Below are 18,896 nucleotides of genomic sequence, written 5' to 3'. Positions count from 1 at the left end.
GGCGCGAAGTGTACAGAAAGCCAACTAATGGCTAAAGGCCATCGGTCGGTCATCCTGTGACCATATGTGATGCTTATGTGTAGTTATCGCTATGTCGGCCATCCCTCCTCTTTCTATAGCTGCAAAATGCCGGTCTTGCCTGGGACCAGCGGTCGCAGGCCGCTCTGGCGGCGGCGCCGGGCAGTCGCCTAGACTCAGCGCATAATTAGAAAAGGAGCCTTGGATGCGCGCTGCGATATTGCTCGGCCTTTTGCTGAGCGCGGCCACGTATGCGGCCGATCCGCTGCTGGAGGCCATGGCCGAGTTGCAGCCCAGCTCCCTGAGCGCCGCCGAGCAGCGCGCCGAGCTGGCCTGGTTCGCCGCAGCCGGCAAGCCGTTCGCCGGCACCCAGGTGCGGGTGATCGCCGAGCGCATCGACACCCACTGGTACGAGACCAACGTACTGGCGCCGTTGTTCACTCGGCTGACCGGCATCCGCGTGATCCATGAGATCAGCGGCGAGGACGACGTGGTCAACAAGCTGCGCACCCAGCAGGAGACCGGTCTGCCGCTGTACGACGCCTATGTCAGCGACAGCGACCTGCTCGGCCAGCACTTCCGCGACGGCCAGGTGCTGGTGCTGTCCGACTTCATGGCCGGCGAGGGCGCCAGCGTGACCCTGCCGACCCTCGATCTGAACGACTACATCGGCCTGCCCTTCGTCACCGCCCCCGACGGCAAGCTGTATCAGTTGCCCGACCAGCAGTTCGCCAACCTCTACTGGTACCGCCGCGACTGGTTCGAGCGCCCGGAGCTGCGCAAGGCATTCCGCCAGCGCTATGGCTACGAGCTGGACGTGCCGCAGAACTGGTCGGCCTACGAGGACATCGCCGCCTTTTTCACCGAACAGGTCGGCGAGCTGGATGGCCAGCGCGTCTACGGCCACATGGACTACGGCGGCTTCGACCCCTCGATCGGCTGGCGCTTGTCGGACGCCTGGCTGGGCATGGCCGGGGTGGGCGATCTGGGCCTGCCCAACGGCGTGCCGGTGGACGACTGGGGCATCCGCGTCGAGGGCTGCCGCCCGGCCGGCGCCAGTGTCGCCCGTGGTGGCGCGCTGGACAGCCCGGCAGCGGTCTACGCCATCCAGCAGTACGTCGACTGGCTACAGCGCTACGCACCGCCCGAGGCGCAGCAGATGAGCTTCAACCAGGCCGGCAATGTCGCCGCCCGTGGCCACGTGGCCCAGCAGATCTTCTGGTACACCGCCTTCACCGCCGACTACACCAAGCTCGGCAGCCCGGTGGTGGACGCCGAGGGCAAGCCCAAGTGGCGGGTGGCACCGTCGCCGCGCGGCGCCTACTGGCGCGACGGCATGAAGTCCGGTTATCAGGACGTCGGCGCCTGGACCCTGCTCAAGGCCACCCCGCTGCGCCAGCGTCAGGCGGCCTGGCTGTACGCCCAGTTCGTCACCGCCAAGAGCGTGTCGCTGCGCAAGACCCTGGTCGGCCTGACGCCGATCCGCCGCTCCGATCTCGACTCGCCGGCCCTGCTGGCCGAGGCGCCGCGCCTGGGCGGGCTGGTCGAGTTCTACCGCAGCCGCGCGGCGCGGCGCTGGACGCCCACCGGCGCCAACGTGCCGGACTACAGCGGCATGGCCAGCCTGTGGTGGCGCCAGCTGCACCCGGCGGTGTCGGGCAAGCTCAGCGCGAGCCAGGCCCTGGGCAATCTAGCCCTGGCCTTCGACCGCCACCTGCAGGTCGTCGGCCAGCGTCAGCAACACGCCTGCGCGCCGGCGCTGAATGCCCCGCGCCCGGCGGGCGAGTGGCTGAGCCAGCCCGGCGCACCCTGGCCACGTCTGGACAACGAGCGCCCGCCCGGGCGCACCCTGCCGTACGAGGAGGCCCTGCGTGCGTGGGATTAGCCTGCTGTTGCTGAGCCTGTTCAGCCTGCCGCTGGCGGCGGCCGAGCTGCAGCTGTTCGCCTGGGAGCGCGCGCCGCTGGTGCAGCAGCGCCCCGATGGCAGCGCCAGCGGCCTGGTACCGGAGCTGACCGCCGAGCTGTTTCGCCGCGCCGATATCGCCTATCGGCTGAGCTTCATGCCCTTGCAGCGCGCCCTGCACCAGGTGCAGCAGCAGGAGCGCAGCTGCGTATTGCTGGTGGAGCGCCAGCAGGAGCGCGAGCCGCACTTCGCCTGGGTCGGTCCGCTGCTGGTGTCGCGCCTGGGGCTGTACGCCAAGGCCGACGACAACCTGCAGCTGAGCAGCCTGGAACAGGTGCGCGGCCTGCGCGTGCTCAGTCACCAAGGCTCCGGCGCCGGCGAGTACCTGCAGAGCATCGGTGTGGAGGTGATCTACTCGAACAAGGAGTCGCTCAACCTGAGCATGCTGCAGCGCAGCCGCGCACGGTTGTGGGCCACCAGCTCGGCGGTGGTCGACTCGCTCCCGGCCAGCCCGCGCCCGCGCGAGGTGCTGCCGTTCCTGACCCTGATGGAAGACATCGCCTGCCACCCGCGCATGGACTCCGGCGAGTTGCAGCGCCTGCAGGACAACCTGCGGCAGCTGTACCGCGAGGGCTGGGTGCAGGCGCTGTACCGCAAGCACGGCCTGAGCCTGCAATGAGGAACCGCAAATGACGCAACCGCTGCTGATCGTCGGCTCGTACCTGTCGCCCTACGTGCGCAAGGTGCTGGCGCTGCTGGAACTGAAGGGCGTGGCCTACCGGGTCGATCCCATAGTGCCGTTCTTCGGCGACGAGGATTTCGGCCGCCTCAGCCCGCTGCGCCAGGTGCCGGTGCTGGTGGATGGCGACCTGGTGCTCAACGACTCCTCGGTGATCTGCCAGTACCTGGAGGAGCGCTATCCGGAGCCGCGCCTCTACCCGCAGGAGATCGCCCAGCGCGCCCGTGCGCGCTGGCTGGAGGAATACGCCGACAGCCGCCTGGGCCAGGTGATCATCTGGCAGCTGTTCAACCAGCTGGTGATCGGTCGCTCGGTGTGGGCGCGCGAGCCGGACCAGGAAGTGCTGCGGCGGACCTACGATGAGGACCTGCCGGAGATCTGCGGCTACCTGGAGAGCCAGCTGCCGGCGCAGGGCCTGCCGTTTGGCGAGTTGTCCATCGCCGATATCGCCGTCGCCTGTTTCTTCCGCAATGCCCAGTTCGCCCGCTATCGGGTCGATGCCCAGCGCTGGCCGCGCCTGGCGGCCTGGATCGACGCGCTGCTGGCCGAGCCGGCCTTCGTGCGTCTGGGCGCCTTCGAGGCGGTGGCCGCGCGTACGCCGATCGCCGAACAGCGCGCCGCGCTATTGGCCGCCGGGGCGCCGCTCAGCGAACGCAGCCTGTTCCGCAGGGAGCCGGTGCGCGGGCCGATGAGCCGCTGTTAGGCGGCGGCCAGCGGCCAGCGGCCCGGCGAGCCCGGCCAGGGTCTGGTCGAGCACCTCGCGGGCCTGCTGCAGGACCCGCTGCTTCCAGTCATCCGCATCGATATAGAAGGCATCGCGCAGCTGCCGCTTGATCCGCTCCTGCTGGGCGGCGGGCGCCTGCGGGTTGCGGTACAGCCAGTGATCGGCGCGCAGCGCGTTGAGCACCTTGAGCCCGGCCTGGGTGCCGTACTCCAGGGTCAGGCCGTTGTACTCGGCCTGGGCGCACTCGGTCATCGTCGCCAGGTCCTGGGTGCCGTTGAGGGCGGCTGACGTGGAGCTGCCGTCCTGGCTGCTGGTCACGCTGTCGCCCCACCAGGCCCTGGCCCGCTGCATCGACTCCGGGCTGTTGTCGCCCTTGTAGATGCGCTCGCCGAAGCCGCGTGGGCCGAGGCCGGTGTGCACGTCGATCCAGCCGATGCGCCGGCACTGCTGGCCATGCTGGCGCAGCACCTGGCGCAGGGTCTGGTTGCTCCAGGTCGGCGCGGTACCGGCGAAAAACATGCCCTGCGGGTCGCTGTGCTGGCCGCGCGAGATGGCGCCCTGCAGGGCCATGCGCCCGTGGCGCAGGGAATAGCCGACCAGGCCGAGGGTGGTCGGCAGGGTGGGAGGCTGGCGGCGCGGCAGCAGCAGGTGGGCGACCCGGCGGTAGTCGCGGTTGTCCGGCAGCGGCTGGGTGAAGTCGAGGAAGTTGCGGTTGAGGTCGACGTTGTCCTCGGTCACCCGGCGCAGCCAGGAGAAGCCGTGCGGGTTGAGCGCATGGATGAACAGCACTGCCAGGTCGTCGCGCTGGCAGCGCTGCATCCAGGCCGCGTCGCGCAGGCGGTCGATCTGCACGGCCGAGCCGCAGAAACCTTCCACACCGTGGCAGCCGCTGCTCAGCACCAGCAGGTTGGCGGCGTCGGCCGGGCCGAGGCGGGCCACGTCCATGGCCAGCTCTTCGCCGTCGCGACCTTTCAGGGGGTGGATATGCGCTTCGACGGCCAGGCCGCTGGCGGCGCAGGCGTCGAGGAATTTCTGCCGGGCTTCGGCGTAGCTCTGCGAGAAACAGGTCAGGTCCATGGTGCTTCCGTGTGGTGGATGGCGCCCGCGCGGTTTCGCGGGCGCGGCCGTGCCCGTGGCGCGGGCTTGTGGCCTGCACCGGACGTCGGCAGGAGGGTTGAGGGTGGGGCCAGGCCCCGGGCTGGCGGCCTTGTGGGCCGCTGGCGTCAGGCAGCCGTCATGAGGCGATCACCACGCGGCCGACGCTGCTCTGGCGTTCGCCGTGCTGTACGGTCTCGATCTCGATGACGGTGCCGAACTCGGCGGACAGCTCGCGCAGGCGCTCGAGGATGCGCCGCGCCTGCTGCTGGTTGTCGTCGTTGTCGAAGGCCAGGCGCGGAATGCCGCGCTCGGCATCGCGCCCGGCGAAACCCAGTTCGATCGGGTGCAGCAGCAGTTGCTTGAGGGTGCCGTCGGCCTTGAAGTGGCACTCGGCGACCACGCTCTCGAACCACACCGGCTCGCTGAAGATGCCGACCACGCGCTTCCACTCGAGGAACTCGGCCGGGGTGCTCAGGCGCGGGTTGGTGATGCCCTTGGGCCCGACGAAGGCCTCGGCGGCCAGCCACTCGCGGCTCTCCCACTTGTCCATTGGCATCAGCTTCATGCTGTTGTCCATGAAGCAGAAGTTGCCCAGCGAATACAGCAGCGGCTTGCCCTTGTAGATGTCGATGCCGCGGATCTGGTGCGGGCCATGGCCGCAGAGCATGTCGGCGCCGTTGTCGACCAGGCTGCGGGCCAGGCTCGGCAGGTAGTTGGGCACCTCGATGCACTGGTTGTCCGGCTCGTGGGTGTGCTGGGCGACGATGGTGAAGTCGCTGCTCTGCTTGGCCTGGCGCAGGTCACGAACGATGGCGGCCTGGTCGAGCTTGTCGCATTCGTAGTGGATGCGCACGGTGCCCGGCGCGGCATTTGGGTCGACGCGGTAGTGCAGGGCCATACCCAGGTGCACGCTGTGCTCGCCGTGCAGAGTGCGTAGCAGGTAGTGGTCCTGGAAGGCCTCCTGCTCGTTGAGGCGCTTGAGCACGGCGAAGTCCTGCGGGCTGACCAGGCGGTGCGGGGTGGTGCGCAGCGGGCTCAGGCCCGGGCGCGGCGGTACCATGCCGAGGCCGTCGGCAGCCGGCGCGTTGGCCTCGAAGGTGGTGGCGTAGGAAATCAGCGAGACGCGCGCCTTGTCGGTGTTGATGAAGGCCGGCGCCCGGGCGGCGGCAAGGCTGCCGCCGGTGCCGGCGTGGGCGATGCCGGCATCATCCAGCAGCGCGTCGGTCATCTTCAGGCCGGCGGCGCCCCAGTCCAGCGCGTGGTTGTTGGCCCGCGACATCATGTTGAAGCCGATGCTGGCGAGGTCCGCCGGGGCGTCGGCATCGCTGAGCAGCCAGGAGAAACCGGACAGCGCCTCGGGGTAGCCGTCGTAGCGGTTGAAGTCGATGGCGGTGCATTCGTAGTTGCCCACCACCACGTCGCCGCGCTTGAGGATGTCGAGCAGCTCGGGCGACTTGCGCGCCAGTTTGTCGGCGATGGCGTGGGTGATGATGATGTCGCCGACGGCGACCACGCAGAAGCCGTCTTCCACATCGGCGTCGCGCCAGCTGTCCGGGAGGGTGATACGGTCGGGACGCTGCTGGGGCGAGGGGATTCGTTTGTGCATCTCGGAAAACTTCCTGACTCAGGCCTGGCTCGCGGCCGGCGCGTTGTGGGATTCGCTGGAGGATTGGCCGGTGAGGACGGCCAATTGTTTGCGGCTGCGCTCCGGGTCGACCAGGAACAGGGCGAGCAGGCCGCCGACGATCAGCACCAGGCCGAACAGGCCGACGGCCAGTTCGAAGCCCTTGACCAGGTCGCCGCCTTCCCAGCCGATGGCCTGGCCGACCACGTGCGGGGCGAGCATGCCGGCGCTGGTCATCAGGCCGATGTGAATGGCCAGCATGCTGCCGCGCTGCTTGGCCGGGGCGATATAGGCGACGGCGGAGTTGGCGAAGGCCGGCACCAGGTTGACGATGGAGCCGCCGACCAGATACAGCGCGATGGTCATGTCCACGCCCTGCTCGACGAAGCCCATCAGGCTCATCGCCACGCCGCCGATCAGGCAGGCCGCGGCGATCGGCACGGCCATCGCCACCCGCACGTTGGCGCCGCGCTTGAGGGCGCGCTGCGACAGGCTGGAGACCAGCAGGTTGAGGATGATCACGCCGAGAGTGGCGGCCATCACCACGTAGCCGGACTGCATCGGGGTCATGCCCAGGCCTTTCTGCAGGTAGGTCGGAATCCAGCTGTAGATCAGCGCGGTGGGCAGGTAGATGCAGAAGCCGGCCAGGGTGACGAAGAAGAAGGTGCGATTGAGCAGCAGGTTGCGGTAGGTGGTAGTGCCACCGGCGGCCTCGTCGCTGGCCTCGTCATGCTGGCCTTCGCGGCCGACCATCAGCCACAGTGCCAGCCAGAGCAGGCCGACGCCGGCGAGGATCAGGTAGCCGGCGCGCCAGCCCAGGTGCTGGATCAGCAGCGGCAGCGACAGCGCGCCGAGGATCGCGCCAGACATGATCGCCACCTGGATCCAGGCGGCCGGCAGCACGCGCTCGCGCGGGGCGTACCACTTGAAGGCGGCGTGCTGGGTCACCGCGGTGCCCGGGCCGCAGCCGGCGCCGAGCAGCATGCGGCTGGCGACCAGGGCGAAGAAGCTGGTGCTGATGGCGGTGAGTACCTGTGCGGCCATCCACACCACCGACATGCCGGAGAGAATCCAGCGGCTCGGCACGCGGTTGGCGAGGAAGCCGACCAGCACACCGGACACCGAGTAGAGGAAGAAGAAGGCGCTGCCGATGAAGCCGAACTGCTCGGGGGTGAGCTTGAGCTCGTCGATGATCTGCGGGCCGGCGAAGGCGAAGATGGTCTTGTCCAGCACGCTGATGACCATCACGGCCAGCAGCATCAGGACCACCAGGGGCCGCTTGCTATTAGGGAGGGACTGCATCAATCAGGTCTCGCTCAGGTAGGTTTCCACCAGGCGCGCCCACAGGCTCGCGCCGAAGGGGATGGCCAGGTCGTTGAAGTCGTATCCGGGGTTGTGGACCATGCAACCGCTGGGCCCGCTGTTGCCGTTGCCGGTGACGATGTAGCAGCCGGGGCGCACCTCGAGCATGGAGGCGAAGTCCTCGCTGCCCAGGTAGCCGCTCGGCACGCTGGTCAGCACGCCCTTGTCGCCGCTGATCTGGCGCGCCACCTGCTGCAGCAGGGCGGTCTCGGCCGGGGTATTGAGCAGCACGCCGATACGCTCGTCGTAGTCCAGGTCCAGCCCGATGTCGTGGGTCTTGGCCACGCCCTGGGCGATCTCGGTGATGCGCTTCTTCAGCAGCTTGCGGATCTCCGGGTTGGTCGAGCGCACGCTGAGTTTGAGCGTGGCCACATCCGGAATCACGTTGGCCGCCTCGCCAGCCTGGATCGAGCCCACGGTGACCACGCCGATCTCGCCGGCCGGCACGTTGCGCGCAACAATGCTCTGCAGCGCCAAGACCAGTTCGGCGGCGGCGATTACCGGGTCCTTGGCCTTGTGCGGCATGGCGCCGTGGCCGCCGACGCCGAGCAGCCTGATGGTCACCACATCGGAGGATGCACTCATGGCGCCGGCCTGGGTGACGAACATGCCCACCGGCAGGCCCGGCATGTTGTGCAGGGCGTATACCGCGTCGCAGGGAAAGCGCTCGAACAGGCCGTCCTCGATCATCCGGCGCGCGCCCTTGAGGGTCTCCTCGGCCGGTTGGAAGATCAGGTTGAGGGTGCCGTCGAAGGCGCGGGTCTCGGCCAGGTAGCGCGCCGCGCAGAGCAGGATGGCAGTGTGGCCGTCATGGCCGCAGGCGTGCATCTTGCCGGCGTGGCGGCTGCAGTGGGCGACGCCACTCTCCTCGTGGATCGGCAGGGCGTCCATGTCGGCGCGGATGCCGAGGGTCTTGCTGCCACTGCCGTTCTTCAGCACACCGACCACGCCGGTGCCACCGATGCCTTCATGCACCGCATAGCCCCACTGACGCAGCAGGCTGGCGACCAGCAGGCCGGTACGGCTCTCCTCGAAGCCCAGCTCCGGGTGCTGGTGGATATCTCGGCGAATCGACGCGAATTCATCCTGCCAGGCCAGGATCTGCGGGATCAGCTGCATGTTGTTGTCCTTGTGGTGATGCCCAGGATGCAGCGCAGCATGCCGCAGGCCGCCGGCGGCGGATAATCACCTCTGCGCATGTGTATCGGCTTTGGTTATGTGCGTCGCCGCATCCGCTTGGTTATGCTGACCCGCCCCCTGTTGCGGAGCGCTCCGATGGCCATGCACACCGCCGAAATCCTCTGGTCGCGCGGCGACCAGGACTTCCTCGACAACCGCTACAGCCGCGCGCATTTGTGGCGCTTCGACGGTGGCGTGGAGGTGCCGGCCTCGTCCTCGCCGCACGTGGTGCCGCTGCCCGGCTCGCGCGAAGACGCGGTGGACCCGGAAGAGGCCTTCGTCGCCTCCCTGTCCAGCTGCCATATGCTCTGGTTCCTGTCGCTGGCGGCGCGTGATGGCTGGCGCGTGGACGGCTACCACGACCTGGCCGAGGGCAAGATGGGCAAGAACGCCGAGGGCCGCCTGGCCATGACCCGCGTCACCCTGCGCCCGAGCGTTACCTTCAATGGCGCCGCCCCCAGTCGCGAGCAGCTCGATGCACTGCATCACGAGGCGCACGAGGAGTGCTTTATCGCCAGTTCGGTGAAGACCGAGGTGCTTTGCGAACCGGTCTACGCTGACGCCTGAGTCAGTCGCCCAGCTTCGGCGCGTGCGGGCTCTTGTAGGCGTACACCAGCTCGTCGGCCAGCGCCTTGGCCTCGCGGGTCATCAGTTCTTGGTCGCGGCAGACCAGGGAGATGTTCATCGGCGGCACCTGTTCGGCCACGTCCAGCACGTGCAGTTCCTGGCCGAGCTTCTGGATATGTTCCAGCACCCGCAGTGACCAGTAGCTGATGGCGTCGGTGTTGAGCGCCAGTTCGGAGAACAGCACCACCGAGGCGCATTCGATGATCCGTGTCGGCGGCTCGACCCGGTACTGCTCGAACATCAGGCCGACCCGCGATTGCTCCAGCGAGTCCTGCAGCAGCCACTCCTGGTCGCGCAGCTCCTCCAGCGAGCGCGCGCCGCTCAAGGGGTGGCCCTTGCGCACGGCCAGCACGGTGGGCTGGGCATACAGCTCGGTCCAGTGGAAGCCGTCGCTGTTGCGCACCGCCGGCAGTGAGGTCAGCACCAGGTCCAGCTGGCCTTCGCGCAGGCCCTCCATCAGCTTGGACGGGCGCAGTTCGTGGATCTGCACCTGCACCTTCGGGTAGCGCTTGCGGTAGCGGTTGAGGCTGGCGATGAACTGGGCGCCGGGGGTGACCGGCGACACGCCGATCGACACCTTGCCGTCCATCACACCCTTGAGCGTCTCGATCTCCTCGCGGGCGCGGCGCACTTCCTCGAGGATCAGGCGCGCGCGGCGCACCAGGCGCTCGCCGTACTCGGTGACGGTGATGCCGCGGTTGGAGCGGATCAGCAGGGGCACGCCGAGTTCGGCCTCCAGCTCCTTGATGCCCTTGGACAGGGCCGGCTGGGAGATGTGCAGCAGGCGCGAGGCCTCCTGGATGCTGCCACTCTCGCTGATGGCGAGCATGGCGCGGAGCTGGTGCAACTTCATGGGAACGGCCCGGCTTCTTTAGGCAAGGTACGGAATTTAAAGCAAAAATTACGCCTCGTGGCCGAATGCCGATGGGCTGCGCCGGGCCATTTGTAAGATAAAAAAACGGCGGCCCGCAGGCCGCCAAGGTAGGAGTGTTGCGTGGTGATCAGCGAATCCCCGAGGCGCGCAGGGCGCTGGGGGTGAACTGTTTGCGGCTGTACTGCACACCGAAGTCGTAGGCGTTCTTCTGCTCGTTGAACAGGGCGCCGACGGCGTAGCGACCGGAGAGCACGTCGTAGTGGGTCTCGGCGCTGAGCTGCGGGGTCTGCTGGTCGTAGAAGAACGTGGCGTGGCCCTCGGAGACGCGCCACAGCTGGCCGCGACCGTCATAGGCGTCGGCCTCGGCGGTTTGCCAGCTGTCTTCGTCGATGAACAGGTCACGACGCGAATAGATGTGGCGCTGGCCTGGCTTCAGGGTGGCGGTCAGGTGCCACACGCGATGCAGCTCGTAGCGGGTGTGCTCGGGGTTGAGGTGGCCCGGCTTGATGATGTCGGTGTACTTCAACTTGGGCGAGCTCAGCTTGTAGCTGTTGTAGGGGATGTAGATCTCCTTCTTGCCCACCAGCTGCCAGTCGAAGCGATCCGGCGAGCCGTTGAACATGTCGAAGTCATCCATGGTGCGCATACCTTCGGCACCGGGACTGTCGTAGGCGATCTGCGGGGCGCGGCGCACACGACGCTGACCGGCGTTGTACTGCCAGGCCATGCGCGGCTCCTTGACCTGGTTGATGGTCTCGTGGACCAGCAACACTCCACCGGCCAGACGTGCCGGGGCGAGGAATTCCTCGCGGTACATGTACAGCAGGTTGGCCATCTCCGCCGGAGCGTAGTCGGACAGGCCGACCGGGTAGGCCAGCTGCTGCTTGATCAGGCTCGGGGTGAAGGCGCCGTTGGTCTGCGGCGAGGCCTGCACCACCATGCGCTGGAACGACAGGCCGCGGTAGCGACCGATGTGGTTCCACACCACTTCCAGGCCGTTCTGCGGCACGGCGAACGGCAAGCCACCGCTGCGGTAGTTCTGCAGGCCGTTGCCGCCCTCGGCGAGCTGGGTGTCGGCGGCGTTCATGCGGCTGGTGTCCAGATACTGCTTGGGCATGGTCACCGAACGACGGGTCGGGTAGACCGGGATGCGGTAGCTCTGCGGATAGCGCTTGAACAGGGCGAGCTGGCCGGGGGTCAGCTTGTCCTGGTACTGCGCGACGTTGTCGGCAGTGATGGTGAACAGCGGCTGGTCGGCGGCGTACGGGTCGCTGAGGAAGCCATCGGCGTCACGGCTGCCGGCGTCCTTGGCCAGGCCACCGGTCCAGGCCGGGATGCTGCCGTCGGCATTGCCGGCGGTTTCCGCGCCGACCGGGGTCAGGTCCTTGCCGAGGCGGGCGACCTGCTCGGCCGGTACCGCGGCCAGGGCCTGGCCTGCGGCGAGCAGGCCGAGGCCGAACACGCCGGCGCGCAGCAGTTGGGTGTGGATCAGGGAAAACGTCATGTGCATAACCCTCAGAAGCTCATGCCGACGCTGAAGGCGAGGAAGTCGCGGTCGGTGTTGGTGTTGAAGTCGCCGCCGAAGTAATTGGTGTAACTGAGGCTGGCGGTGTAGGTGGACAGGTAGTCGGCATCCAGGCCGAGGCTCACCGACTTGTTGCCTTCAGTGAAGGTCGGGCCGTAGCCCTCCACGTCATGGGCGAAGGCCAGGTTGGGCTTGAGGTTGACCCCGGCGAGGGCGTCGTTGAACTCCAGCTGGGTGCGCAGGCGGTAGCCCCAGGAGTTCTGGGTGTAGAAGCCCTTGTCGGTGCACTGGTCGGGGTTGGCGGTGTTCAGCACGCGGGTGCACAGCTGGTTGCCGCGCACCGTGCCGACGCCGGGCAGAGTCGCGACGGCGTCACCGGGCAACTGGCCCATGCCGTAGACGCTGCTGCGGCCGAAGCGCAGGTCCGAGCCATCGGCGGAGCCCAGGTTGCCGATGTGGCTGTAGCCGACTTCGCCGATCAGGTTCAGGCGATCGCCACCGAGCACGTTGTCGAAGGTGTGCACGGCGCTGACCTGGGCCTGGCTGAAGGGCATGCGCTTGTAGCCCTGCACCAGGCTGCCGTAGCGGTTGTTGGCCCAGTCGGTATCGAAGATGGCGATGCCGTTCATGCCGCCCAGGGTGTACAGCCGGCCGATGCTGGCGGCGGTGGAGACGTCGGTACCGTTGAGCGCCATCGGCATGTTTGGCCGGTGGCTGATCTCACCCGACAGCGCGGTGCCGATCGACAGGGTAGTGGCGAAGCTGATGCCGTACAGGCGGATGTCTTCCGGATAGTCCAGGTAGTAACTGGCGGTGGACGGACCTCTGGCGCCCTGGATCGCAGTGGCGTTGGTGGCGTTGCTCGCGGTCCACATGCTTTCCGGCGTGCGGCTGTGGTAGTTCATGGCGTAGAAGCCGAACTCGGTGTCGTTCAGCTCCGGCACCAGCCAGCGCATGGCCACGCCGAACTGGCCGCTGTCGCGGGCCTCTCGGTCTTTACCGCGTGGCACCCAGCCGTATACCGACGGGTCGCGGTTGTAGTCGCTACCGAAGGTGGTCATGCCGTAGTTGCAGCCCTTGGGCGACGCGTCGGCGCCGAAGAAGGTGCCGCAGTTGTCGAGGACGGTCTTCTCCCACTCGATCTGGTAGAAGGCCTCGGCGGAGATGTTCTCGGTCAGGCCCTGGGTGACATACAGCATGTTCACCGGGATCAGGCCTTCCTTGATCTCCGAGCCGGGACGGCGCAGGGCAGCGGCGTCGGCCGGGTTGATGGCGTTGATGCTGTTCTGGATGAAGGTACTCTCGCCCCAGCTCACCACCTGCTTGCCGGCGCGCACGCTGCCGGGCAGGTCGCCGATCAGGTAGTTGTGGTAGGCGAAGGCGTCCAGCAGCTCGAAGCCGGAGGACTGGGCGGCGCTGTCGCGGCCGCTGTCGTCGATGTCGTAGAGCAGGCGGTGCTCGTCCTTCAGCTCGAAGTCGTACCAGTACTTGCCGCGCAGGAAGATGCCGGTCTCGCCGTAGCTCAGCTGCAGGTCGTGCACGCCCTTGAAGATCTTCGAGAAGGTCTCGCCCTTCTTGAAGTTCAGCCGGCCGTCGTCGCTGGTGCGGGTGGAGGCGCTGCCGCCGTTGGCGACGCCGATGAACTTGGCGTCGGCGTCGTCCAGTGCCCAGCTGGCGCCGATGGACAGGGAGGAGTCGAACCGTCCCTCGATTTCCCCGATGTTGAAGCTGGCGGCCTGTGCCGGTAGCGCGGTTGCCAGTGCTACGGCCAGTGCCAGGGCATGGGGATGCATCGCCCCCGCGCCTGTTGTTGTTCTTCTCATGGTGCTCTCCTGCTGATCAAAGAAGGCCCGCGGCTCGGCCGCGCGGCGCATCACTTCTTTGCAGCCTGATGACAGGTGCCGGGGCATCCTAGGTAAGCCCCGCGGCCCTGACTTCTGAAAAATCCTTATGCCCATAGCCAAAGGTGAGGTCGGCTCGTCCGCGCGCACGGCGGGTGGTTCGGCAAAGGCCCACAAGCCGCATGGTTGTGGGCTCCGCGTGGTGCCGGCGTGCATAACCCGGGGTTATCCCGATAAGCAGCTGGCGGGCGACGCCCCTTTTTCAGGCATAAAAAAACCGCCCCGGAGGGCGGTTCTTCTGCTCGCTTGCGGCGAATTACAGACCGTTGGCGGCCTTGAACTCGCGGCGGCGGCGGTGCAGGACCGGCTCGGTGTAGCCGTTCGGCTGCTTGGTGCCTTCGACCACCAGCTCCAGGGCAGCCTGGAAGGCGATGTTGCTGTCGAAGTTCGGCGCCAGCGGACGGTAGAGCGGGTCGTTGGCGTTCTGGCGGTCAACCACCGGCGCCATGCGCTTGAGGCTGGCGACCACCTGCTCTTCGGTGACGATGCCGTGGCGCAGCCAGTTGGCCAGCAGCTGGCTGGAGATACGCAGGGTGGCGCGGTCTTCCATCAGGCCGACGTCGTTGATGTCCGGCACCTTGGAGCAGCCGACGCCCTGGTCGATCCAGCGCACCACGTAACCGAGGATGCCCTGGGAGTTGTTGTCCAGTTCGTTCTGGATTTCCTCGGCCGACCAGTTGGTGTCCTTGGCCAGCGGGATGCTCAGAATATCGTCGATGGAGGCGCGATCGCGCTTGGCCAGTTCGGCCTGGCGGGCGAACACGTCGACCTTGTGGTAGTGCAGGGCGTGCAGCGCGGCGGCGGTCGGCGACGGTACCCAGGCGGTGTTGGCACCGGCCAGCGGGTGGGCGATCTTCTGCTCGAGCATGCCGGCCATCAGGTCGGGCATGGCCCACATGCCTTTGCCGATCTGGGCGCGACCCTGCAGGCCGGTGGCCAGGCCGATGTCGACGTTCCAGTTCTCGTAGGCGCTGATCCACTTCTCGGCCTTCATGGCGGCCTTGCGCACCACGGCGCCGGCTTCCATGGAGGTGTGGATTTCATCACCGGTACGGTCGAGGAAGCCGGTGTTGATAAATACCACGCGCTCGCTGGCGGCCTTGATGCACGCCTTGAGGTTGACGGTGGTGCGGCGCTCTTCGTCCATGATGCCGACTTTCAGGGTGTTGCGCGGCAGGCCGAGCACGTCTTCGACGCGGCTGAAGATTTCGCCGGTGAAGGCGACTTCTTCCGGGCCGTGCATCTTCGGCTTCACGATGTAGACCGAACCGGTGCGGGTGTTCTTGCGGCTGGTGTTGCCATTCAGGTTGTGGATGGCGATCAGGCTGGTGAACAGACCGTCCTGGATGCCTTCCGGAATCTCGTTGCCCTGGGCATCGAGGATCGCCGGGTTGGTCATCAGGTGGCCGACGTTACGCACGAACAGCAGGCTGCGGCCGTGCAGGGTCAGCTCGGAGCCGTCGGCCTTGGTGTAGACGCGGTCCGGGTTCATGGTACGGGTGAAGGTAGTGCCGCCCTTGCTGACCTCTTCGGCCAGGTCGCCCTTCATCAGGCCGAGCCAGTTGCGGTAGACGATGACCTTGTCATCGGCATCGACGGCGGCGACCGAGTCTTCGCAGTCCATGATGGTGGTCAGGGCGGCTTCCATCAGCACGTCCTTGACGCCGGCGGCATCGGTCTGGCCGATCGGGCTGGAAGCGTCGATCTGGATCTCGAAGTGCAGGCCGTTGTGCTTGAGCAGCACGGCGATCGGCGCGGCGGCGTCGCCCTGGAAGGCGATGAACTGGGCGGCGTTCTTCAGGCCGGCTTCGCTGCCGTTCTTCAGGGTCACAGCCAGTTGGCCGTTCTTCACCACGTAGGCGGTGGCGTCGACGTGGGAAGCGCCTTCCAGCGGGGCGGCTTCGTCGAGGAAGGCGCGGGCGAAGGCGATGACCTTGTCACCACGGACCTTGTTGTAGCCCTTGCCTTTCTCGGCGCCACCTTCTTCGCTGATCGCGTCGGTGCCGTAGAGGGCGTCGTACAGCGAACCCCAGCGGGCGTTAGAGGCGTTCAGGGCGAAGCGCGCGTTCATCACCGGCACTACCAGCTGCGGGCCGGCCAGGCGGGCGATTTCTTCGTCGACGTTCTGCGTGGTGGCCTGGAAGTCGGCCGGCTCCGGCAGCAGGTAGCCGATTTCCTGGAGGAAGGCCTTGTACGCGGCGGCGTCATGGGCCTGGCCTTTGCGGGCCTGGTGCCAGGCGTCGATCTTGGCCTGGAATTCGTCGCGTTTGGCCAGCAGAGCGCGGTTCTTCGGAGCCAGATCGTTGATCACGGCTTCGGCGCCGGCCCAGAACTTGTCGGCAGCGATGCCGGTGCCGGGAATGGCTTCGTTGTTGATGAAGTCGTAAAGGGCCTTGGCGACCTGCAGACCACCTACTTGAACGCGCTCAGTCATTGCTTGCCTCACTTGATGCAGAACAGGGCCGGAAGGCCATGTAGTAAGAGTCGGCGGATACTACATGACTAATTCGGAAAAATCAGTCACAAACTGTGCCCGTCTGCCGGGCGGCGGCGCAGGCCCTGGCTATACTGCGGGCACTTTTTCGCCTGTGGAGTTGCCATGCCGGTCAGCCGCGTTCTTCCTGCCGATTTACCCACCGTTCTGCCCGAGCTTGCCGAGCTGTTTGCCGGCTATCTGGACTTCTACCGGGTACCGCGCCCGATAGGCGAAATCGAGGCCTTTCTCGCCGCGCGCCTGAGCGCCAACGAGTCGGTGGTGTTGCTGGCGCGCGACGCCGTCGGCACGGCGCTTGGCTTCGTCCAGCTGTATCCTTTCTTCGCCTCGCTGCAGCTGAAGCCGGCCTTCCTGCTCAGCGATCTGTACGTGAGTCCGGCCGGGCGCCGCCAGGGCCTGGCCGAGACGCTGATGAACGCCGCCCGCGCCCATGCCGAGCAGAGCGGCGCCTGCGGCCTGCAGCTGGAGACGGCGAAGGACAATTTCGCCGGCCAGGCGCTCTACGAAAAGCTTGGCTATGTGCGCGATGAGGTGTTCTATACCTACTGGCTCGGCCTGAACGCCCCGGCCTGAAACCTGAACGAGGAGTCGCACGTGGATCATCTGGTACTCACCGTCATCGCCCCGGACCAACCGGGCCTGGTCGAACGCATCGCCCAGTGCATCGCCGCCCACGGCGGCAACTGGCTGGAGAGCCGCATGTCGCGCATGGCTGGGCAGTTCGCCGGCATCCTGCGCGTGGCCGTGCCGGCCGAGGGCTACGACGAGCTGGTGGACGGCCTGCAGGGCCTCAATGCCCATGGCATCCGCGTGCTGGTGGCGGAGAGCGGCATCGAGCCGTCCTGCACCTGGAAGCCGATCCACCTGGACCTGGTCGGCAACGACCGCCCCGGCATCGTCCGCGATATCACCCGGCTGCTGGCCGAGCACGGCATCAACGTGGAAAGCCTGACCACCGAGGTGGCGCCGGCGCCGATGAGCAGCGAGCCGCTGTTCCACGCCGACGCGGTGCTGGCCGTGCCGCTGACCCTGTCGCTGGACCTGCTGCGCGACAAGCTGGAAAGCCTGGCTGACGACATGATGGTGGAGCTGAACCTGCGCACCACCGAGGAGTGATCCCCAGTTTGCGTGGGTGAAGCTGTGGATAGTCTGGGGAGCCCCGGCGCACTGCCTAGTGCCCCGGGGCTTTTCTTTACCTGATCAAAAAACCTTCATATTCAGTGGCTTGTGCACAGACTCCGGGGATGGAGCTGTGGATAGCGCGGGGATCATCGCGTGCGGCTCACGGCCGGCGCGGCCTGCAGCCGGATGAGCGAATTTCGTCCAGCCCGATCCGGGGCGCGGATATCCCCGAAAGCTGTGGATGAAGGTGTGGGCAGCCTGGGGGATGGCCGCTGCACGCCAGGCATGCCGCGGCTTCCCGCGCTTCGCTCAGAAAACCAGCAGTATCAAGGGCTTGTGCACAAAGGCCGGGGATCGTTCTGTGGATAACGCGGGGATGTAGCGCTGCGCTTCAAGGCTGGTGCGGCCTGCAGCGTTCTGGCTGATATTTGTGCAGGGCCCGTTCTTCCGCGCTCGGTGGATAACGCTCGCCGCAGCGTTGCGCCGGACTGTCCCCATTCGCCGTGGGCAGTCCTGTGGACAGCCTGGGGAGTCAGGGCTGCAGGCCAGGATTGGCGAGGCCTACAGCCAATCGATCAGGAACTGAGCAGGCCCGCTTGGCTTGTGCACAAAGCCTGGGGATGGAGCTGTGGAAAAGGTTGGGAACAACCGCCTCAGCCCAGCTCCGCCGCGCCTCTGCGCCGGCTGGCTGTTTTCTAGCCAGTCTGGCCGCGGCGACGCAGGCCCAGCCAGATGTCCAGGCTATAGATGAACAGCGCCGCCCAGATGCACACGAAGGACAGCAGCTTGCTCGGCTCCAGCGTCTCGCCGAACAGCAGCACCGCCTGCAACAGCACCAGGGTTGGCGCCAAGTACTGCAGAAAGCCCAGGGTGGTGTAGGGCAGATGGCGCGCGGCAGCGTTGAAGCACAGCAGCGGCACCAGGGTGATGGGGCCGGCGGCGATCAGCCAGAGCGCCTCGCTGCTGCTCCAGAACGCCGGCTGGGTGCTCATCGCCGCGGGGTGCAGCAACAGCCAGCCGAGGGCCAGCGGCAGCAGCAGCCAGGTTTCCACCACCAGGCCGGGCAGGGCGGCTACCGGCGCCTGTTTGCGGATCAGCCCGTAGAAGCCGAAGGTCAGCGCCAGCACCAGCGATACCCAGGGGATGCTGCCGACCTGCCACACCTGCTGCAGCACACCGAGGGCGGCCAGGCCGACTGCGACCCATTGCAGGCGGCGCAGGCGCTCGCCGAGCAGCAGCATGCCGAGCAGCACGTTGATCAGCGGGTTGATGTAGTAACCCAGGCTGGCCTCGAGCATGCGCCCGTTGTTCACCGCCCACACATACACCAGCCAGTTGCTGGCGATCAGCAGGCCGCTGCCGGCGAGCACCGCCAGGCGCCTGGGATTGTCGCGCAGCTCGCGCCACCAGCCGGGATGCTTCCACAGGGCCAGCAGCAACGCACCGAACAGTGCCGACCAGATCGCCCGGTGGGCGATGATCTCCAACGCCGGCACGGCCTGGATGGCCTTGAAGTAGAGCGGGAACAGGCCCCAGATCAGATAGGCGGCGATGCCGAGCGCGTAGCCGCGGCTGGGGTTGGCGGAAGACATGGGCGTCCTTGGTGGATAGGCGGCTAACTAAGAGGCCTGATTCTAGTGCCGGTCGATCGAGCTTGTCTGTGTGATCAGCTTTGGCGCGAGCTGCCGATGCGAAAATCGCGTAAG

At 67.0% G+C, this 18,896-nt stretch carries 15 protein-coding genes; 6 read left to right on the top strand and 9 right to left on the bottom strand.

From position 1 onward, the window contains the following. The first annotated feature begins 223 nt into the window (after positions 1-223). The 3 genes from FFS62_RS14535 to FFS62_RS14525 are packed head-to-tail and all read left to right on the top strand — an operon-like array spanning position 224 to position 3,363. Positions 224-1,903 carry an ABC transporter substrate-binding protein gene (locus FFS62_RS14535; RefSeq protein WP_137973552.1) on the top strand — a complete coding sequence of 560 codons (1,680 nt, stop codon included), beginning with the start codon at positions 224-226 and terminating at the stop codon, positions 1,901-1,903. Further along, the gene (locus FFS62_RS14530; RefSeq protein ID WP_137973551.1) at positions 1,890-2,600 is read left to right on the top strand and encodes an ABC transporter substrate-binding protein; all 711 of its coding nucleotides are present in this window, start codon (positions 1,890-1,892) and stop codon (positions 2,598-2,600) included. Before FFS62_RS14535 ends, FFS62_RS14530 begins: the two co-directional genes overlap by 14 nt. 10 nt (positions 2,601-2,610) lie before the next feature. Then, the gene (locus FFS62_RS14525; RefSeq protein WP_137973550.1) at positions 2,611-3,363 is read left to right on the top strand and encodes a glutathione S-transferase family protein; all 753 of its coding nucleotides are present in this window, start codon (positions 2,611-2,613) and stop codon (positions 3,361-3,363) included. Here FFS62_RS14525 and FFS62_RS14520 read toward each other — a convergent pair. The 4 genes from FFS62_RS14520 to FFS62_RS14505 all read right to left on the bottom strand — a co-directional run bounded on the left by FFS62_RS14520 (position 3,283) and on the right by FFS62_RS14505 (position 8,587). Beyond that, positions 3,283-4,461 (bottom strand): M14 family metallopeptidase, encoded by a 1,179-nt coding sequence (locus FFS62_RS14520; protein WP_137973549.1) that lies wholly within the window; start codon positions 4,459-4,461, stop codon positions 3,283-3,285. The genes FFS62_RS14525 and FFS62_RS14520 overlap by 81 nt on opposite strands. 157 nt (positions 4,462-4,618) lie before the next feature. Next, a complete protein-coding gene (locus tag FFS62_RS14515) occupies positions 4,619-6,088 on the bottom strand; it encodes a CapA family protein (RefSeq protein ID WP_137973548.1) in 1,470 nt (489 codons plus the stop codon). An 18-nt stretch (positions 6,089-6,106) separates the two neighbouring features. Next, complete coding sequence (locus FFS62_RS14510) at positions 6,107-7,408, bottom strand: MFS transporter (RefSeq protein WP_137973547.1); 1,302 nt, start codon at positions 7,406-7,408, stop codon at positions 6,107-6,109. Positions 7,409-7,411: 3 nt separating this feature from the next. Next, positions 7,412-8,587, bottom strand: coding sequence for a M20 aminoacylase family protein (locus tag FFS62_RS14505; protein WP_137973546.1), 1,176 nt, complete (start codon positions 8,585-8,587; stop codon positions 7,412-7,414). A 156-nt stretch (positions 8,588-8,743) separates the two neighbouring features. Here FFS62_RS14505 and FFS62_RS14500 point away from each other — a divergent pair, with 156 nt between their 5' ends. Continuing rightward, entirely contained in the window at positions 8,744-9,214 is a 471-nt protein-coding gene (locus tag FFS62_RS14500) for an OsmC family protein (RefSeq protein ID WP_137973545.1), read from the top strand. A 1-nt stretch (position 9,215) separates the two neighbouring features. Here FFS62_RS14500 and FFS62_RS14495 read toward each other — a convergent pair whose 3' ends face one another. The 4 genes from FFS62_RS14495 to FFS62_RS14480 all read right to left on the bottom strand — a co-directional run bounded on the left by FFS62_RS14495 (position 9,216) and on the right by FFS62_RS14480 (position 16,008). Then, positions 9,216-10,127: a LysR family transcriptional regulator gene (locus FFS62_RS14495; RefSeq protein WP_137973544.1), complete on the bottom strand. Its 912-nt coding sequence runs from the start codon at positions 10,125-10,127 to the stop codon at positions 9,216-9,218. A 148-nt stretch (positions 10,128-10,275) separates the two neighbouring features. After that, positions 10,276-11,652 (bottom strand): DUF1329 domain-containing protein, encoded by a 1,377-nt coding sequence (locus FFS62_RS14490; RefSeq protein WP_371920138.1) that lies wholly within the window; start codon positions 11,650-11,652, stop codon positions 10,276-10,278. An 11-nt stretch (positions 11,653-11,663) separates the two neighbouring features. Then, the gene (locus FFS62_RS14485; protein ID WP_137973543.1) at positions 11,664-13,496 is read right to left on the bottom strand and encodes a DUF1302 domain-containing protein; all 1,833 of its coding nucleotides are present in this window, start codon (positions 13,494-13,496) and stop codon (positions 11,664-11,666) included. Between the two features lie 334 nt (positions 13,497-13,830). Then, positions 13,831-16,008 carry a malate synthase G gene (locus FFS62_RS14480; protein ID WP_137973542.1) on the bottom strand — a complete coding sequence of 726 codons (2,178 nt, stop codon included), beginning with the start codon at positions 16,006-16,008 and terminating at the stop codon, positions 13,831-13,833. A 165-nt stretch (positions 16,009-16,173) separates the two neighbouring features. Here FFS62_RS14480 and FFS62_RS14475 point away from each other — a divergent pair, with 165 nt between their 5' ends. Beyond that, the gene (locus tag FFS62_RS14475) at positions 16,174-16,641 is read left to right on the top strand and encodes an N-acetyltransferase (RefSeq protein WP_137973541.1); all 468 of its coding nucleotides are present in this window, start codon (positions 16,174-16,176) and stop codon (positions 16,639-16,641) included. Between the two features lie 21 nt (positions 16,642-16,662). After that, a complete protein-coding gene (locus FFS62_RS14470) occupies positions 16,663-17,184 on the top strand; it encodes a glycine cleavage system protein R (RefSeq protein ID WP_137973540.1) in 522 nt (173 codons plus the stop codon). 701 nt (positions 17,185-17,885) lie between these two features. Here the strand turns inward: FFS62_RS14470 and rarD are convergent. Beyond that, complete coding sequence (rarD, locus tag FFS62_RS14465; RefSeq protein ID WP_137973539.1) at positions 17,886-18,782, bottom strand: EamA family transporter RarD; 897 nt, start codon at positions 18,780-18,782, stop codon at positions 17,886-17,888. Positions 18,783-18,896 lie beyond the last annotated feature (114 nt).

Origin of the sequence: Pseudomonas sp. F(2018) (assembly GCF_005508865.1) — a bacterium.
Classification (GTDB): domain Bacteria; phylum Pseudomonadota; class Gammaproteobacteria; order Pseudomonadales; family Pseudomonadaceae; genus Aquipseudomonas.
This window is presented reverse-complemented; position numbering and strand designations above follow the sequence as displayed.

Bases quoted from the DNA above. Each gene is read 5' to 3' on its own strand.
- FFS62_RS14485 (WP_137973543.1), bottom strand. From the start codon at position 13,496: ATGAGAAGAACAACAACAGGCGCGGGGGCGATGCATCCCCATGCCCTG.
- FFS62_RS14505 (WP_137973546.1), bottom strand. From the start codon at position 8,587: ATGCAGCTGATCCCGCAGATCCTGGCCTGGCAGGATGAATTCGCGTCG.
- FFS62_RS14510 (WP_137973547.1), bottom strand. From the start codon at position 7,408: ATGCAGTCCCTCCCTAATAGCAAGCGGCCCCTGGTGGTCCTGATGCTG.
- FFS62_RS14475 (WP_137973541.1), top strand. From the start codon at position 16,174: ATGCCGGTCAGCCGCGTTCTTCCTGCCGATTTACCCACCGTTCTGCCC.
- FFS62_RS14495 (WP_137973544.1), bottom strand. From the start codon at position 10,127: ATGAAGTTGCACCAGCTCCGCGCCATGCTCGCCATCAGCGAGAGTGGC.
- FFS62_RS14515 (WP_137973548.1), bottom strand. From the start codon at position 6,088: ATGCACAAACGAATCCCCTCGCCCCAGCAGCGTCCCGACCGTATCACC.
- FFS62_RS14500 (WP_137973545.1), top strand. From the start codon at position 8,744: ATGGCCATGCACACCGCCGAAATCCTCTGGTCGCGCGGCGACCAGGAC.
- FFS62_RS14480 (WP_137973542.1), bottom strand. From the start codon at position 16,008: ATGACTGAGCGCGTTCAAGTAGGTGGTCTGCAGGTCGCCAAGGCCCTT.
- FFS62_RS14535 (WP_137973552.1), top strand. From the start codon at position 224: ATGCGCGCTGCGATATTGCTCGGCCTTTTGCTGAGCGCGGCCACGTAT.
- rarD (WP_137973539.1), bottom strand. From the start codon at position 18,782: ATGTCTTCCGCCAACCCCAGCCGCGGCTACGCGCTCGGCATCGCCGCC.
- FFS62_RS14520 (WP_137973549.1), bottom strand. From the start codon at position 4,461: ATGGACCTGACCTGTTTCTCGCAGAGCTACGCCGAAGCCCGGCAGAAA.
- FFS62_RS14490 (WP_371920138.1), bottom strand. From the start codon at position 11,652: ATGACGTTTTCCCTGATCCACACCCAACTGCTGCGCGCCGGCGTGTTC.
- FFS62_RS14525 (WP_137973550.1), top strand. From the start codon at position 2,611: ATGACGCAACCGCTGCTGATCGTCGGCTCGTACCTGTCGCCCTACGTG.